This is a genomic window from Pseudomonas sp. H3_E04 (genome assembly GCF_054668915.1).
Genome location: NZ_CP162797.1, coordinates 4,550,962 through 4,569,625, shown reverse-complemented (window position 1 = coordinate 4,569,625; position 18,664 = coordinate 4,550,962). Strand labels below are relative to the sequence as shown.

Sequence of the window (18,664 nt, the reverse complement as noted above, 5' to 3'; positions counted from 1 at the left end):
AAGTTCAAAACAGGAACTGGATGACAGGCTGAAGGACAGGTCGCCGCGGAAATATCAATGTGACATTAGTGGGGCGATTGTTTAGGATGGCTCCCAGAAGGTCAATAGTTTGGCATAAAGTTAATCGCGATAATTTATAGCCAGATTATTGACGAAAACCCAGCGTCAATAAGTTATCCATTTATAGAAAGTACGTCCAGACTGAAGTGGCGCCGACGCCCGTCAGGTCCATGGAAGTCAACTGAATGTGACACCCCGGAGAGTCTTCAATGAGCAGTGTTGTTGCCGTCGTCAAAAGCATTGTCGGTCAGGTTTTCGTGGTGTCCCCAGAGGGCGTGCGTCGCGTACTCGTTGAAGGCGATCGCCTGTATGTCGGCGACCAGATCGATACCGGTCTGTCCGGCGCGGTGTCGCTGGAACTGGCCGATGGCCGCATGCTCGATCTGGGCCGCGACACCCAGTGGAGCGCCAGCTCGCCTGAGTCCAGCACTGACCTGGCCGAGGCGACGGCGCAGGCTGCGCCTTCTGTAGAAGAACTGCAGCAAGCCATTGCCGCCGGGGTCGACCCGACCACCGCACTCGAATCCACCGCTGCCGGCCCAACTGCCGCAGGTACCGGTGGTGCTGCCGGTGGCGGTCACAGCTTCGTCATGCTCGACGCCACCGCTGGCCGCGTCGATCCGACCATTGGCTTCCCTACGGCGGGCATCAACTCCGCCGGGCAAGTCGCGCAGGACACCACGGGCGGCCTGACCACCGACACCACCACCAATGCGCTGCGTGATTCGACCCTGAGCCTCAGTGCCACGCCGACCATCACCGAAGCCGGCGGCGTGCTGGTGTACACCGCGACCCTGACTCAGGCGCCGCTGACCGACCTGACCATCACTCTGTCCAATGGCGCAGTGATCGTCATCCCGGCCGGCGCCACCACCGGCACCGTCAACGTGCCGCTGGCGCCGAACGACACGGTCTATAACGACCCGACCCAGATCGACGTGACCGTCACCGGCACCACCGGCGGCAACGGCATCACCGTGACCCCGCCAACTGTCCCGGCGACCACGCAAGTCACCGACACTGTCGACACCACTACCGTTACTTTGACGGCTGGTTCGAGCGTGACCGAAGGTGGCCAGATCACTTACACCGCGACATTGACCAACCCGGCGCAAACCCCGGTAACCGTCACACTGTCGAACGGCTCGACCATTACCATTGGCGCTGGCCAGACTACCGGCACCGTCAACGTGCCGACGCCGGCCAACGACGTGTACAACAACGGCAGCACCGTCAGCACCACGATCACTGGCGCTACCGGTGGCAACTTCGAAAACCTGGTGCCGAACCCGACGCCAGCCGTCACTACGATCACTGATTCGGTCGACAACACCGGCCTGACCTTGACCGCGACCAACAACGTCGTTGAAGGCGGACAGATCACCTACACCGCGACCTTGACCAACCCGGCGCAAACCCCGGTAACCGTCACCCTGTCGAACGGCTCAACCATCACCATTGCGGCTGGCGAAACCGTCGGCACCGTGAACGTGCCGACTGCGGCCAATGACGTTTACAACAATGGCAGCACCGTCAGCACCACGATCACTGGCGCTACCGGTGGCAACTTCGAAAATCTGGTGCCGAACGCTACGCCAGCCGTCACTACGATCACTGATTCGGTCGACAACACCGGCCTGACCCTGACCGCGACCAACAACGTCGTTGAAGGCGGACAGATCACTTACACCGCGACGCTGACTAATCCAGCCCAGACGCCGGTAACCGTCACCCTGTCCAACGGCTCGACCATCACCATTGCGGCCGGCGACACCGTGGGCACCGTGAACGTGCCGACTGCGGCCAATGACGTGTACAACAACGGCAGCACCGTCAGCACCACCATCACCAGTGCAACCGGTGGCAATTTCGAAAACCTGGTGCCGAACCCGACGCCAGCCGTTACCACCATTACCGACTCGGTCGACAACACCGGTCTGACCCTGACCGCGACCAACAACATCGTTGAAGGCGGACAGATCACCTACACAGCGACCTTGACCAACCCGGCGCAAACCCCGGTAACCGTCACCCTGTCGAACGGCTCGACCATCACCATTGCTGCGGGCGAAACCGTGGGCACCGTCAACGTGCCGACTGCGGCCAATGACGTTTACAACAATGGCAGCACCGTCAGCACCACGATCACCGGGGCTACCGGTGGCAATTTCGAAAATCTGGTGCCAAACACCACACCTGCCGTGACCACCATCACCGACTCGGTAGATGACACTGGCCTGACCCTGACCGCGACCAACAACATCGTTGAAGGCGGTCAGATCACTTACACCGCGACACTGACCAACCCGGCGCAAACCCCGGTAACTGTCACCCTGTCGAACGGTTCGACCATTACCATTGCTGCGGGCGAAACCGTTGGCACCGTCAACGTGCCGACTGCGGCCAACGACGTTTACAACAACGGCAGCACCGTCAGCACCACGATCACTGGCGCTACCGGTGGCAATTTCGAAAATCTGGTGCCGAACGCTACGCCAGCCGTCACTACGATCACTGATTCGGTCGACAACACCGGCCTGACCCTGACCGCGACCAACAACGTCGTTGAAGGCGGACAGATCACTTACACCGCGACGCTGACTAATCCAGCCCAGACGCCGGTAACCGTCACCCTGTCGAACGGCTCAACCATCACCATTGCGGCTGGCGACACCGTGGGCACCGTGAACGTGCCGACTGCGGCCAATGACGTTTACAACAATGGCAGCACCGTCAGCACCACCATCACTGGCGCTACCGGTGGCAATTTCGAAAACCTGGTGTCAAGCAACACGCCTGCGGTCACCACGATCACCGATTCTGTCGACAACACCGGCCTGACCCTGACTGCGACCAACAATATCGTTGAAGGCGGTCAGATCACCTACACCGCGACGCTGACTAATCCAGCGCAGACGCCGGTAACCGTCACTCTGTCCAACGGTTCGATCATCACCATTGCGGCCGGCGACACCGTCGGCACCGTCAACGTGCCGACTGCGGCCAATGACGTTTACAACAACGGCAGCACTGTCAGCACCACCATCACCAGTGCAACCGGTGGCAACTTCGAAAACCTGGTGCCGAACGCTACGCCAGCCGTCACTACGATCACTGATTCGGTCGACAACACCGGCCTGACCCTGACCGCGACCAACAACGTCGTTGAAGGCGGTCAGATCACTTACACCGCGACGCTGACTAATCCAGCCCAGACGCCGGTAACCGTCACCCTGTCCAACGGCTCGACCATCACCATTGCGGCCGGCGACACCGTGGGCACCGTCAACGTGCCGACTGCGGCCAATGACGTTTACAACAATGGCAGCACCGTCAGCACCACGATCACTGGCGCTACTGGTGGCAATTTCGAAAACCTGGTGCCAAGCAACACGCCAGCGGTGACCACGATTACCGACTCGGTGGATGACACTGGCCTGAGCCTTAGCGCCACCGGCTCCGTGGCCGAGGGTGGCCAGATCACCTACACCGCCACGCTGACGAATCCGGCCGGCACCCCGGTAACCGTGACCCTTAGCAACGGCTCGGTGATCACCATTGATGCCGGCAAAACCACCGGCACCGTTACCGTTCCAGCGCCTGCCGATGACGTCTACAAAGACGCCGGCCAGGTCGAAGTCAGCATCAAGGACGCCACCGGCGGCAACTTCGAAAATCTGGTGCCGAACACTACGCCGGTAGTGACCGAAATCACTGACACCGTCGATACCTCGACGGTGAAGCTGACCGCAGACACCTCGGTTGCCGAAGGCGGCACCGTGACTTACACCGCCACCGTCGGCGCGCCAGTCACCGGCTCCCCTGTGGTCGTGACGTTGGCCAACGGTCAGAACATCACCATCGCCGTCGGCCAGACCACTGGCTCAGTCACCTACACCGCACCGAACGATGCCTTGGACGGCAACGCTCCGCTGACCAACGCGATCACTGGCGTAAGCGGTGGCAACTACGAAAATCTGGTGGCGGACAACACTCCAGTTTCGACTTCAGTCACCGACGTTACCGACACCACTAACCTGTCGCTGAGTGCGACCGGCTCTGTGGCTGAAGGTGGTTCGATTGTTTACACCGCGACTTTGACCAACGCCGCTGGCTCGCCAGTAACCGTTACCTTGTCGAACGGCGCCGTGATCACCATCAAGGCTGGCGAAACCAGCGGCACTGCAACCGTTGCGGCCCCGTCCGATGACGTTTACAAAGACGCCGGTTCCGTCCAGGCAACGATCACCAGCGCTACCGGTGGCAATTTCGAGAACCTCGTTCCGAGCACCACGCCAGCGGTCACTCAAGTCACCGACACCATCGACACTTCGACCGTCAAACTGACTGCTGATACTTCAGTGGCCGAAGGCGGTACCGTGACTTACACCGCCACTGTCGGCGCGCCAGTCACCGGCACGCCCGTTGTCGTGACCCTGGCCAACGGCCAGAACATCACCATCGCCGTCGGCCAGACCACCGGCAGCGTCACCGCCCCGGTATCGAATGACGTGCAGATCGGTCACGCACCGCTGACCAATTCGATCACCAACGTCAGCGGCGGCAACTACGAAAATCTGGTCGCCGACAAGACCCCGGTCAGCACCACCGTGACCGACACCGTCGACACCACCAGCGTCGCGCTGACTGCCACTGGCAACGTCAACGAAGGTGGTCAGATCACCTACACCGCGACGCTGAGCAATCCTGCCGGTACGCCGGTCACCGTAAATCTGAGCAACGGCTCGGTCATCACCATTGAAGCCGGCAAGACCACCGGCACCGTGACCGTTCCGGCACCTGCCGATGACGTCTACAAAGACGCCGGCAAAGTCGAAGTGACGATCAAGGACGCCACCGGTGGCAACTTCGAAAATCTGGTGCCGAGCACTACGCCTGCGGTGACCAATGTTGCCGACACGGTCAACACCACGCACCTGACCCTCAGCGCAGAAAGCTATGTGCTCGAAGGCTCTTCGATCACTTACACCGCAACGTTGACCAACGCCGCGCAAACGCCGGTAACCGTCAACCTGAGCAATGGCCAGACCATCACCATCGAAGCCGGCAAGACCAGCGGTTCGGTGACGATTGCCGCACCGAGCGATGACGTTTACAAGGACGTCAGCAAGCTCACCGTGACCATGACCGATGCCAGCGGTGGCAACTTCGAGAAACTCGACGTCAGCAAGACCCCGGTCAGCACCACGGTCAACGACACCGTCGACACAACCGCACTGACCCTGACTGCCAGCGATACCGTCAGCGAAGGTGGCCAGATCACCTACACCGCGACCCTGAGCAACCCAGCCGGCACTGCGATGACCGTGACCCTGGCCAACGGCGCGGTGATCAACATCGCGGCCGGTGCCACCAGCGGTTCGGTGAATTTCCCGGCGCCTGCCAACACGCCGTACATCGATGGCAGCAACGTGCGGACGGCGATCGCCAGCCACAGCGGCGGCAATTTCGAGCGCGTCGATGCCGATCGTTCGGCTGTGGTGACCAAAGTCACCGACGCCGTCGACACCACCAACATCAGCCTGAGCGCCACCAGCAGCGTGGCCGAGGGCGGCTCGATCGTCTACACGGCGACCCTGAGCAATCCGGCCGGCACGGCCATGAGCGTGACCCTGAGCAACGGCGCGGTGATCAACATTGCCAAGGGTGCGAGCACTGGCACTGCGACCGTCGCTGCGCCTGGCGATGATGTGTACAAGGACGCCGGCAAGGTCGATGCGAGCATCACCAAAACCAGCGGCGGCAACTTTGAAAATCTGGTTATCGACAAGACTCCTGCGGTAACTGATGTCACCGACACCATCGACAACAGCACCGTTGCGCTGACCGCCAGCGCCAGTGCGGTTGAAGGCGGCGTGGTTGTCTACACCGCGTCCGTGACCGCACCGGTCACCGGTTCGCCAGTGGTGGTGACCCTTTCCAACGGCCAGACCATCACCATTCCGGTTGGCGCCAGCAGCGCCAGCGTGAACTTCACCGCACCGAACGATGCACAGGCCGGCGGCAACACCCTGAGCGTGAAAATCGACGGTGCCAGCGGTGGCAATTACGAAAACCTCGTAGCCGACCAGACCCCGGCGGTGACCTCGGTGACTGACGTCGCCGACACCACCAGCTTGTCGCTGTCCGCGACCGGCTCTGTGGCCGAGGGCAGTTCGATTGTCTACACCGCGACCCTGAGTAACCCGGCCGGCACGCCGGTGACCGTGAATCTGAGCAACGGCGCAGTGATCACCATCGAGGCCGGCAAAACCACCGGCACCGTCACCGTTCCGGCACCTGCCGATGACGTCTACAAAGACGCCGGAAAAGTTGAAGTCACGATCAAGGACGCCACCGGCGGCAACTTTGAAAACCTGGTGCCGAGCACCACGCCAGCGGTCACCGATGTCACCGACACCGTCGACACCTCGACTGTCAAACTGACCGCCACCGAAACCGCAGCCGAAGGTGGCACCGTCACCTACACCGCCACCGTTGGCGCACCGGTCACCGGTTCGCCTGTGGTCGTAACCCTGGCCAACGGTCAGAACATCACCATCGAAGTCGGCAAGACCAGCGGCAGCGTGAGCACCACCGCGCCGAACGACGCACTCGCCGGCCACGCGCCGCTGACCAACTCGATCACCAACGTCAGCGGCGGCAACTTCGAAAATCTCATCGCTGACCAGACCCCGGTCAGCACCACCGTGACCGACACCGTCGACACCACCAACCTGTCGCTCAGCGCGACCGATGCGGTGAACGAAGGCGGCCAGATCACCTACACCGCGACCTTGAGCAATGTTGCCGGCACACCGGTCACCGTGACCCTGTCGAACGGTGCGACCATCCTCATCGAGGCCGGTAAAACCACCGGCACCGTGACGGTCGATGCTCCGAAAGACGACGTCTACAAAGACGCCGGCAGCGTTGAAGCGACCATCCAGAGCGCAACCGGCGGCAACTTCGAAAACCTCGTTACCAGCAAAGCGCCAGCGGTGACTGCGGTCAACGACACCATCGACACCTCCACCGTATCGCTGAGCGCCACCGCGAACGTTGCTGAAGGCGAAACCGTGGTCTACACCGCGACCGTGGGCGCGCCAGTGACCGGCTCTCCGGTCATCGTCAGCCTGTCCAACGGTCAGACCATCACCATCGCCGTTGGCGAAACCACCGGCAGCGTCAACTACGTCGCGCCGAACAGCCCGCTGGCGGGTGGCAGCTCGCTGAGCGTGACCATTGATGGCGCCACGGGCGGCAACTACGAAAAACTCGTGGTCGACGGCAAGTCCGCCGACACCGTGGTATCGGACACTACCGACACCACCAACCTGAACCTGACCGCCAGCGATTCGGTCGCCGAAGGTGGTCAGATCACCTACACCGCAACCCTGACCAACCCGGCCGGCACACCGGTGACTGTGACCCTGTCGAATGGCGCCACGATCACTATCGACGCGGGTAAAACCACCGGCACCGTGACAGTCGATGCACCGAAAGACGACGTCTATAAAGATGCCGGTAAAGTCGAAGTGACCATCGAGGGTGCGACCGGCGGCAACTTCGAGAACCTGGTGCCAAGCGCGGTTCCAGCGGTGACGAATGTCACCGATACCATCGACACTTCAACGGTCAAACTGACAGCTGATACTTCGGTGGCCGAAGGCGGTACCGTGACTTACACCGCCACCGTCGGCGCGCCAGTCACCGGCTCACCAGTTGTGGTAACTCTGGCCAACGGTCAGACCATCACCATCGGCGTCGGTCAGACGACTGGCACTGCAACTGCTGTTGCTGCGAACGATGCGTTGGCCGGTAATGCTCCGATCACCAATTCGATCACTGGCGTGAGCGGCGGCAATTTCGAAGATCTGGTGGCGGACAAAACTCCGGTTTCGACTTCTGTCACCGACGTTGCCGACACCACCAACCTGTCGCTGAGTGCGACCGGCTCTGTGGCTGAAGGTGGTTCGATTGTTTACACCGCGACATTGACCAACGCCGCTGGCTCGCCAGTAACCGTTACCTTGTCGAACGGCGCTGTGATCACTATCAAAGCAGGCGAAACCACCGGCACCGCGACCGTTCCTGCGCCGTCCGATGACGTCTACAAAGATGCCGGCTCCGTGCAGGCGACGATCACTGGCGCTACCGGCGGCAACTTCGAGAACCTCGTTCCGAGCACCACGCCAGCGATCACCCAGGTCACTGACACCATCGACACTTCGACGGTCAAACTGACCGCTGATACTTCTGTAGCCGAAGGCGGGACGGTCACCTACACCGCTACCGTTGGTGCTCCGGTCACCGGCTCGCCAGTTGTGGTAACTCTGGCCAACGGTCAGACCATCACCATCGGCGTCGGTCAGACTACTGGCACTGCAACCGCTGTTGCTGCGAACGATGCGCTGACCGGCAACGCGCCGATCACCAACTCGATCACTGGGGTAACCGGCGGTAACTTCGAAGATCTGGTGGCGGACAAAACTCCGGTCTCGACTTCTGTCACCGACGTTACCGACACCACCAACCTGTCGCTTAGCGCGACCGGTTCTGTGGCCGAAGGTGGTTCGATTGTTTACACCGCGACATTGACCAACGCCGCTGGCTCGCCAGTAACCGTTACCTTGTCGAACGGCGCTGTGATCACTATCAAAGCAGGCGAAACCACCGGCACCGCAACTGTTCCGGCACCGTCCGACGACGTCTACAAAGATGCCGGTTCCGTGCAGGCAACGATCACCAGCGCTACCGGTGGCAACTTCGAAAATCTGGTACCGAGCACCACGCCAGCGGTCACTCAAGTCACCGACACCATCGACACTTCAACGGTCAAACTGACCGCTGATACTTCGGTGGCCGAAGGCGGGACGGTCACCTACACCGCCACCGTTGGTGCTCCGGTCACCGGCTCGCCAGTTGTGGTAACTCTGGCCAACGGCCAGACCATCACCATCGGCGTCGGTCAGACCACTGGCACCGCAACCGCTGTTGCTTCGAACGATGCGTTGGCCGGTAATGCTCCGATCACCAACTCGATCACTGGCGTAACCGGCGGCAACTTCGAAGATCTGGTGGCGGACAAAACTCCGGTCTCGACTTCTGTCACCGACGTTGCCGACACCACCAGTCTCTCGCTCAGCGCCAGCAATTCGGTGGCTGAAGGTGGCCAGATCACTTACACCGCGACACTGACCAATGCTGCTGGCTCGCCAGTGACCGTGACCCTGTCGAACGGCGCCGTAATCACCATCAAGGCTGGCGAAACCACCGGCACCGCAACTGTTCCGGCACCGTCCGACGACGTCTACAAAGATGCCGGTTCCGTGCAGGCAACGATCACCAGCGCTACCGGTGGCAACTTCGAGAACCTCGTTCCGAGCACCACTCCAGCGGTCACTCAGGTCACTGACACCATCGATACTTCGACCGTCAAACTGACGGCTGATACGTCGGTGGCTGAAGGCGGCACCGTGACTTACACCGCCACCGTTGGTGCGCCAGTTACTGGTTCGCCTGTTGTGGTAACTCTGGCCAACGGTCAGACCATCACCATCGGCGTCGGTCAGACTACTGGCACTGCAACCGCTGTTGCTGCGAACGATGCGCTGACCGGCAACGCGCCGATCACCAACTCGATCACTGGCGTAACCGGTGGCAATTTCGAAGATCTGGTGGCGGACAAAACTCCGGTTTCGACTTCTGTCACCGACGTTGCCGACACCACCAACCTGTCGCTTAGCGCGACCGGTTCTGTGGCCGAAGGTGGTTCGATTGTTTACACCGCGACATTGACCAACGCCGCTGGCTCGCCAGTAACCGTTACCTTGTCGAACGGCGCCGTAATCACCATCAAGGCTGGCGAAACCACCGGCACCGCAACTGTTCCGGCACCGTCCGACGACGTCTACAAAGATGCCGGTTCCGTGCAGGCGACGATCACCGGCGCTACCGGCGGCAACTTCGAGAACCTCGTTCCGAGCACCACGCCAGCGATCACCCAGGTCACTGACACCATCGACACTTCGACGGTCAAACTGACCGCTGATACTTCTGTAGCCGAAGGCGGGACGGTCACCTACACCGCCACCGTTGGTGCTCCGGTCACCGGCTCGCCAGTTGTGGTAACTCTGGCCAACGGCCAGACCATCACCATCGGCGTCGGTCAGACTACTGGCACCGCAACCGCTGTCGCTTCGAACGATGCGCTGACCGGCAACGCGCCGATCACCAACTCGATCACTGGCGTGAGCGGCGGCAATTTCGAAGATCTGGTGGCGGACAAAACTCCGGTCTCGACTTCTGTCACCGACGTTACCGACACCACTAATCTGTCGCTCAGCGCCACCAACTCTGTTGCCGAAGGTGGCCAGATCACTTACACCGCGACTTTGACCAACGCCGCTGGCTCGCCAGTGATCGTGACCCTGTCGAACGGTGCTGTGATCACCATCAAGGCTGGCGAAACCAGCGGTACTGCGACCGTTCCGGCGCCGTCCGATGACGTCTACAAAGATGCCGGTTCCGTCCAGGCGACGATCACCAGTGCCACCGGCGGCAATTTCGAGAACCTCGTTCCGAGCACTACGCCTGCGATCACCCAGGTCACTGACACCATCGATACCTCGACCGTCAAACTGACCGCCGATACATCGGTCGCTGAAGGCGGCACTGTCACCTACACCGCCACTGTGGGCGCGCCGGTAACCGGTTCGCCTGTCGTCGTGACTCTGGCCAACGGCCAGACCATCACCATCGGCGTCGGTCAGACTACCGGCACTGCAACCGCTGTTGCGTCGAACGATGCACTGACCGGCCACGCTCCGATCACCAACTCGATCACTGGCGCAACCGGTGGCAACTTCGAAAACCTCGTCGCCGACAAGACTCCGGTCAGCACCACCGTGACCGACACCGTCGACACCACCAACCTGTCCCTGTCGGCGACCGGTTCCGTGGCCGAAGGTGGCCAGATTACGTACACCGCGACATTGACCAACGCCGCTGGCTCGCCAGTGACCGTGACCTTGTCGAACGGTGCAGTGATCACCATCAAGGCTGGCGAAACCACCGGCACCGCAACTGTTCCGGCACCGTCCGACGACGTCTACAAAGACGCCGGTTCCGTCCAGGCGACGATCACCAGCGCTACCGGTGGCAACTTCGAGAACCTCGTTCCGAGCACCACGCCAGCGATCACCCAGGTCACTGACACCATCGACACTTCGACCGTCAAACTGACTGCTGATACTTCAGTGGCCGAAGGCGGGACGGTCACCTACACCGCCACCGTTGGTGCTCCGGTCACCGGCTCGCCAGTTGTGGTAACTCTGGCCAACGGCCAGACCATCACCATCGGCGTCGGTCAGACGACTGGCACTGCAACTGCTGTTGCTGCGAACGATGCGTTGGCCGGTAATGCTCCGGTCACCAATTCGATCACTGGCGTGAGCGGCGGCAATTTCGAAGATCTGGTGGCGGACAAAACTCCGGTTTCGACTTCTGTCACCGACGTTACCGACACGACAAATCTGTCGCTGAGTGCGACCGGTTCCGTGGCCGAAGGTGGCCAGATCACGTACACCGCGACATTGACCAACGCCGCTGGCTCGCCAGTGACCGTGACCTTGTCGAACGGTGCAGTGATCACCATCAAGGCTGGTGAAACCAGCGGTACTGCGACCGTTCCGGCGCCGTCCGATGACGTCTACAAAGATGCCGGCTCTGTGCAGGCAACGATCACCAGTGCCACTGGTGGCAACTTCGAGAACCTGGTGCCGAGCACTGCTCCAGCCGTCACGACAGTCACCGACACCATCGACACCTCGACCGTCAAATTGACCGCCGATACTTCGGTGGCTGAAGGCGGTACCGTGACTTACACCGCCACCGTCGGCGCGCCAGTCACCGGCTCGCCTGTGGTCGTGACTCTAGCCAACGGCCAGACCATCACCATCGGCGTCGGCCAGACTATCGGCACTGCAACCGCTGTTGCGTCGAACGATGCACTGACCGGCCACGCTCCGATCACCAATGCGATCACCAACGTCAGCGGCGGCAATTTCGAGAATCTCGTCGCCGACAAGACCCCGGTCAGCACCACCGTGACCGACACCGTCGACACCACCAACCTGTCCCTGTCGGCGACCGGTTCCGTGGCCGAAGGTGGATCGATTGTTTACACCGCGACATTGACCAACGCCGCTGGCTCGCCAGTGACCGTGACCTTGTCGAACGGCGCCGTAATCACCATCAAGGCTGGCGAAACCACCGGCACCGCAACTGTTCCGGCACCGTCCGACGACGTCTACAAAGATGCCGGTTCCGTCCAGGCGACGATCACCAGCGCTACCGGCGGCAACTTCGAGAACCTCGTTCCGAGCACCACGCCAGCGATCACCCAGGTCACTGACACCATCGACACTTCGACCGTCAAATTGACCGCCGATACGTCGGTGGCCGAAGGCGGGACGGTCACCTACACCGCCACTGTGGGCGCGCCAGTTACTGGTTCGCCTGTCGTCGTGACTCTGGCTAACGGCCAGACCATCACCATCGGCGTCGGTCAGACCACTGGCACCGCAACCGCTGTCGCTTCGAACGATGCGCTGACCGGCAACGCGCCGATCACCAATTCGATCACTGGCGTGAGCGGCGGCAATTTCGAAGATCTGGTGGCGGACAAAACTCCGGTTTCGACTTCTGTCACCGACGTTACCGACACGACAAATCTGTCGCTCAGCGCCAGCAATTCGGTGGCAGAAGGTGGCCAGATCACTTACACCGCTACGCTGACCAACGCCGCTGGCTCGCCAGTGACCGTGACCCTGTCGAACGGCGCCGTAATCACCATCAAGGCTGGCGAAATCACCGGCACCGCAACTGTTCCTGCGCCATCCGATGACGTTTACAAAGACGCCGGCTCCGTCCAGGCGACGATCACCAGTGCCACTGGTGGCAACTTCGAGAACCTGGTACCGAGCACTGCTCCAGCCGTGACGACAGTCACCGACACCTTCGACACCTCGACCGTCAAATTGACCGCCGATACGTCGGTGGCCGAAGGCGGCACCGTGACTTACACCGCCACCGTCGGCGCGCCAGTCACCGGCTCGCCTGTGGTTGTGACTCTGGCCAATGGTCAGACCATAACCATCGGCGTCGGTCAGACTACCGGCACTGCAACCGCTGTTGCTTCGAACGATGCACTGACCGGCCACGCTCCGATCACCAACTCGATCACTGGCGTAACCGGTGGCAACTTCGAAAACCTCGTCGCCGACAAGACCCCGGTCAGCACCACCGTGACCGACACCGTCGACACCACCAACCTGTCCCTGTCGGCGACCGGCTCCGTGGCTGAAGGTGGCCAGATTACGTACACCGCGACATTGACCAACGCCGCTGGCTCGCCAGTGACCGTGACGTTGTCGAATGGCGCCGTGATCACCATCAAAGCAGGCGAAACCACCGGCACCGCTACTGTTCCTGCGCCATCCGATGACGTTTACAAAGACGCCGGCTCTGTGCAGGCGACGATCACCAGTGCCACTGGTGGCAACTTCGAGAACCTGGTGCCGAGTACTGCTCCGGCCGTGACGACAGTCACCGACACCATCGATACCTCGACCGTCAGATTGACCGCCGATACTTCGGTGGCTGAAGGCGGTACCGTGACTTACACCGCCACCGTCGGCGCGCCAGTCACCGGCTCGCCTGTGGTTGTGACTCTGGCCAATGGTCAGACCATCACCATCGGCGTCGGTCAGACCACTGGCACCGCAACCGCTGTTGCTTCGAACGATGCACTGACCGGCCACGCTCCGATCACCAACTCGATCACTGGCGCAACCGGTGGCAATTTCGAGAATCTCGTCGCCGACAAGACCCCGGTCAGCACCACCGTGACCGACACCGTCGACACCACCAACCTGTCCCTGTCGGCGACCGGTTCCGTGGCCGAAGGTGGATCGATTGTTTACACCGCGACATTGACTAACGCCGCTGGCTCACCTGTGACCGTGACCTTGTCGAACGGCGCCGTAATCACCATCAAGGCTGGCGAAACCACCGGCACCGCAACTGTTCCGGCACCGTCCGACGACGTCTATAAAGATGCCGGTTCCGTCCAGGCAACCATCAGCAAAGCCACCGGCGGCAACTTCGAAAACCTGGTGACCAGCAGCACACCTGCCGTCACCAGCGTTACGGACACCATTGACACCACCACCGTAAAACTGAGCGCAACCGCTACTGCGGCCGAAGGCGGCAACGTCGTCTACACCGCAACAGTCGGCGCGCCCGTAACCGGCTCGCCTGTCGTCGTGACTCTGGCCAACGGCCAGACCATCACCATCGGCGTCGGTCAGACCACTGGCACCGCAACCGCTGTTGCTTCGAACGATGCACTGACCGGCCACGCTCCGATCACCAACTCGATCACTGGCGCAACCGGTGGCAACTTCGAAAACCTCGTCGCCGACAAGACCCCGGTCAGCACCACCGTGACCGACACCGTCGACACCACCAACCTGTCGCTCAGCGCGACCGGTTCGGTGGCGGAGGGTGGCCAGATCACCTACACCGCGACTTTGACCAACGCCGCTGGCTCGCCAGTAACGGTGACCTTGTCGAACGGCGCCGTGATCACCATCAAGGCAGGCGAAACCACAGGAACGGTGAACGTTCCAGCGCCAGCTGACGACGTCTACAAAGACGCCGGCACCGTGCAGGCGACCATCAGCAGCGCCACCGGAGGCAGCTTCGAAAAACTGGTACCGAGCACCACGCCAGCGGTGACCAGCGTCACCGACACAGTCGACACCACCACCGTCAGCATCACCGGCAGCAGCTCGGTGACCGAAGGCCAGACCGCCAGCTATACCGTCAGCCTCAATCACCCGGCGCAGACCGAAGTGACCCTGAAAATCGTCTACAGCGGCACTGCTGCCGACGGTTCGGACTTCACCGGCGTGTACACCGTGAAGATCCCGGCGGGCGCCAGCAGCGCGCAGTTCAACGTCGCCACCCTCGATGACAAGATCACCGAAGGCACCGAGAACTTCGTGGTCAAGATCGATTCGGCTACCGGCGGCAACTTCGAGAACCTCGCGGTCAGCAGCACCAACGGCAGCGTCAGCACCTCGATCATCGACAACGACGCACCACCGGTGCTCGATCTGGATGCCAACAACTCCAGCGGCGCGACCGGTGCCGATTACAAAGTGACGTTCACCGAGAACACCCCGGGCGCCGGCGTGTCGATCGCTGACACCGACCTCAGCATCACCGACCCGGACAGCACCATGCTGACCGGTGCCACCGTGGTGCTGACCAACCGTCAGGACGGCGATGCGCTGAATCTGGGCAACAGCGTCAACGGCATCACCATCAATGCCAACAGCACCAACGGCACGGTGACCCTGACCCTCTCGGGTAACGCGACCCTGGCCGACTACATGCAGGCCATCAAGAACATCAGCTTCACCAACAGCAGCGAAAACCCTAGCACCGTGCCGCGCGTCATCACCGTGACGGTGACCGATGGCGGCAACTACTCGAACACTGCGACCACCACGGTCAACGTGGTGGCAGTCAACGATGCACCGGTCGCCGCGCCGAGCAATGTCACCGGCACCGAAGACACGCCGCTGGTACTCGGCTGGTCGACCTTCGGCGTCAGCGATGTCGACAGTCCGGCGAGCAGCCTCGGTATCAAGATCACGCAGCTGCCGGGCGAGGGCAAACTGCAGTATCTGGACGGCTCGACCTGGAAGGATGTTGCCAACAACCAGACCTTCAGCAAGGCCGACATCGACGCCGGCAAGCTGCGTTTCCTGCCGGATGCCAACGAGTCGGGCACCAACGGTTACGGCGGCACTGGTCTAGGCAACAATCAGGCGGACTACGCGCAGATCAAGTTCCAGCCTACCGATGGCCAAGCGCTGGGCAGCACCGGCACAGTGAAGATCGACATCACGCCAGTGGCGGATGCGCCGACCGTGGCCGTGGCTGATAGCAGCGTTAAATCCACTGGCCTGATCAAGGAAGTCTGGACCGGTCTGTCGGGTCTGGGCACTGACGGCAGCGGCGCGAACTCGACCACCCTGAAAAACGTCATCGACGCGGCCGGCAAACCGAACTCCAGCGGCAACGTCACTAACGTGCAGTCTGACGGCAGTGTCGCCGCCGGTACGGCGTCGAAAACCTCTGGCCTGATCTACCTGGAAGCCGGCAAGACCTACACCTTCAGCGGCGTGGCCGATGACAGCCTGCTGATTACCATCGGCGGCAAGAGTGTGGCTTCCGGTACCTGGGGCGCGGGCGGTGCGATCAATGGTTCGTTTACCCCGACTACCAGCGGTTACTACACCCTCGACATCTACCACCACAACCAGAGCGGCCCGGGCAGCTACGACGTCAACCTGTCGGTCAACGGCGGCACGCCGATCGACCTCAGCAATGCCGGCGTGCCGATCTACACCGGTGTGCAGGACCTGATCAACTCGGGCGTCACCGTCTCCGATCTGCACGGCACCAACGGCGAAGGCTATTACGACGGCTACAAGCTCAACACCGGCGCCGAAGGCACCACGGTGAAACTGTCGGCGATCAGCACCGCGCTGACCGACACCGACGGCTCGGAAACCCTGAGCGTGAAGATCAGCGGTGCGCCGGTCGGTTCGGTGCTCAGCGATGGCGCGGGTCATACCTTCACCGTTACCGCGAGCAATGGCGAAGCCAACGTCACCGGCTGGAACCTCGGCTCTCTGACCGTGACCCCGCCCACCTACTACAACGGCCAGTTCAACCTGACCGTGACTTCGACGTCCACCGAACAGGTCGGCGGCTCGGCAAGCAGCACCGCGACCATTCCGGTCACGGTAGTGCCTGCGGTTTACAACGCGGTCACCGCCACCTCGGGTGACGACAACGTCACCGGCACCGACGCCAACGACATCATCGTCGCTGACATCGGCGGCCTGACCGTGGTGCCGGGCACCAACTACAACATTGCGTTCATGGTCGACAGCTCGGGCAGCATGAGCACCTCGTCGCTGAACGCTGCGAAAGACTCGCTGACCTCGGTGTTCAACAGCCTCAAGCAAAGCCTGGGCGGCAGCAACTCGGGCACGGTGAACATTTTCCTGGTGGACTTCGATACCCAGGTCAACAAGTCGGTGTCGGTGAATCTCAACGACCCGAATGCACTGACGTTGCTCAAAGCCGTACTCAACTCGATGGGCTCCGGCGGCGGTACCAACTACGAGGACGTGTTCAAGACCACGGCCAACTGGTTCCAGAGCGCCGATGCGGTCGCCAACACCGGGGCCAAGAACCTCACGTACTTCATCACCGACGGCCAGCCCACTTACTATCAGACCGGCGAGCAGACCAACCCGACGCTGTATGGCAACGTGAAACTCGACAGCGTGGTGAACACCAGCAACTACAAGCAGGGCGATACGTTCAGCACCTACATCGACAACTCGCACTACCTGACCATCAACAGTGCCGGCAGCGTTGTGCTGCAAACCTACAACTCGTGGTGGGGCTGGAGCAGCGAGACCCTGGGCACGATTCACGCGCAGGGCGACGGCACTTATGAATTGTCGAACCTCGCGGGTACCGGCAACAGCACCAACTCGTCGACGACCAGCAACTCCACCAGCGGCTTTGCCTTGCTGAGCGGATTGTCGAGCGTCGAAGCCATTGGTCTGAACAATGACGTCAGCCTCAACGACCTCAAGCCGTACGATTCGGACAAAACGCCGCAAACCAACATCGATCCGAAGGATCTGGCCAACTCGATCATCGGCCATACCGAAGCGACGATGCCGGGTAACGACACCGTCAATGGTGGCGAAGGCAACGACATCCTGTTCGGCGATCTGGTCAGCTTCAACGGCATTGCCGGCGAGGGTTACCAGGCGATGCAGGCGTTCGTTGCCAAGGAAACCGGCGTCGATGTCAGCAAAGTCAGCACCAGCAACGTGCACCAGTACATCACCGAGCACTATCAGGCGTTCGATGTGTCCGGTGCGCACGATGGCAACGACACGCTGCTCGGTGGCGCAGGCAATGACATCCTGTTCGGCTCGGGCGGCAACGACCTGCTCGACGGCGGCAAAGGCAATGACATCCTGCTCGGCGGCACCGGCAACGACACGCTGATCGGCGGTCAGGGCAACGACATCCTCATCGGCGGTTCCGGTGGCGACACCTTCGTCTGGAAATCGGGCGACACCGGTAACGACGTGATCAAGGATTTCAAAGCCAGCGAAGGCGACCGCATCGACCTGCGCGATCTGTTGCAGGGCGAGACCGGCAGCACGATCGACAACTTCCTGAAGATCACCACGGTGGATGGCACGTCGTCGCTGCAAGTCAGCTCGGCGGGCAAATTCAACTCGGGCGATGCCGCTGCGGCCACGCCAGACGTGACGATCAAACTGGAAGGCAACAACTGGGCGAGCGCCAACCTGCACAACCTGATTGCCGGCAGCGACCCGACCATCAAGGTCGATCACAACAACAGCTGAGGCTGAAACAACGACGGCCGCCTCCTGTGAGGCGGCCGTCGCGTTTGCGGGCAATG

1 protein-coding gene is annotated in these 18,664 nt (G+C 61.4%); it reads left to right on the top strand.

The features are described 5' to 3' along the window. Window positions 1-269 precede the first annotated feature (269 nt). Window positions 270-18,608: a LapA family giant adhesin gene (locus AB4N53_RS20645; RefSeq protein WP_460122705.1), complete on the top strand. Its 18,339-nt coding sequence runs from the start codon at window positions 270-272 to the stop codon at window positions 18,606-18,608. Window positions 18,609-18,664 lie beyond the last annotated feature (56 nt).

What these genes read in the sequence shown, in the direction of transcription:
- AB4N53_RS20645 (WP_460122705.1), top strand. Translation starts at nt 270, where the DNA reads ATGAGCAGTGTTGTTGCCGTCGTCAAAAGCATTGTCGGTCAGGTTTTC.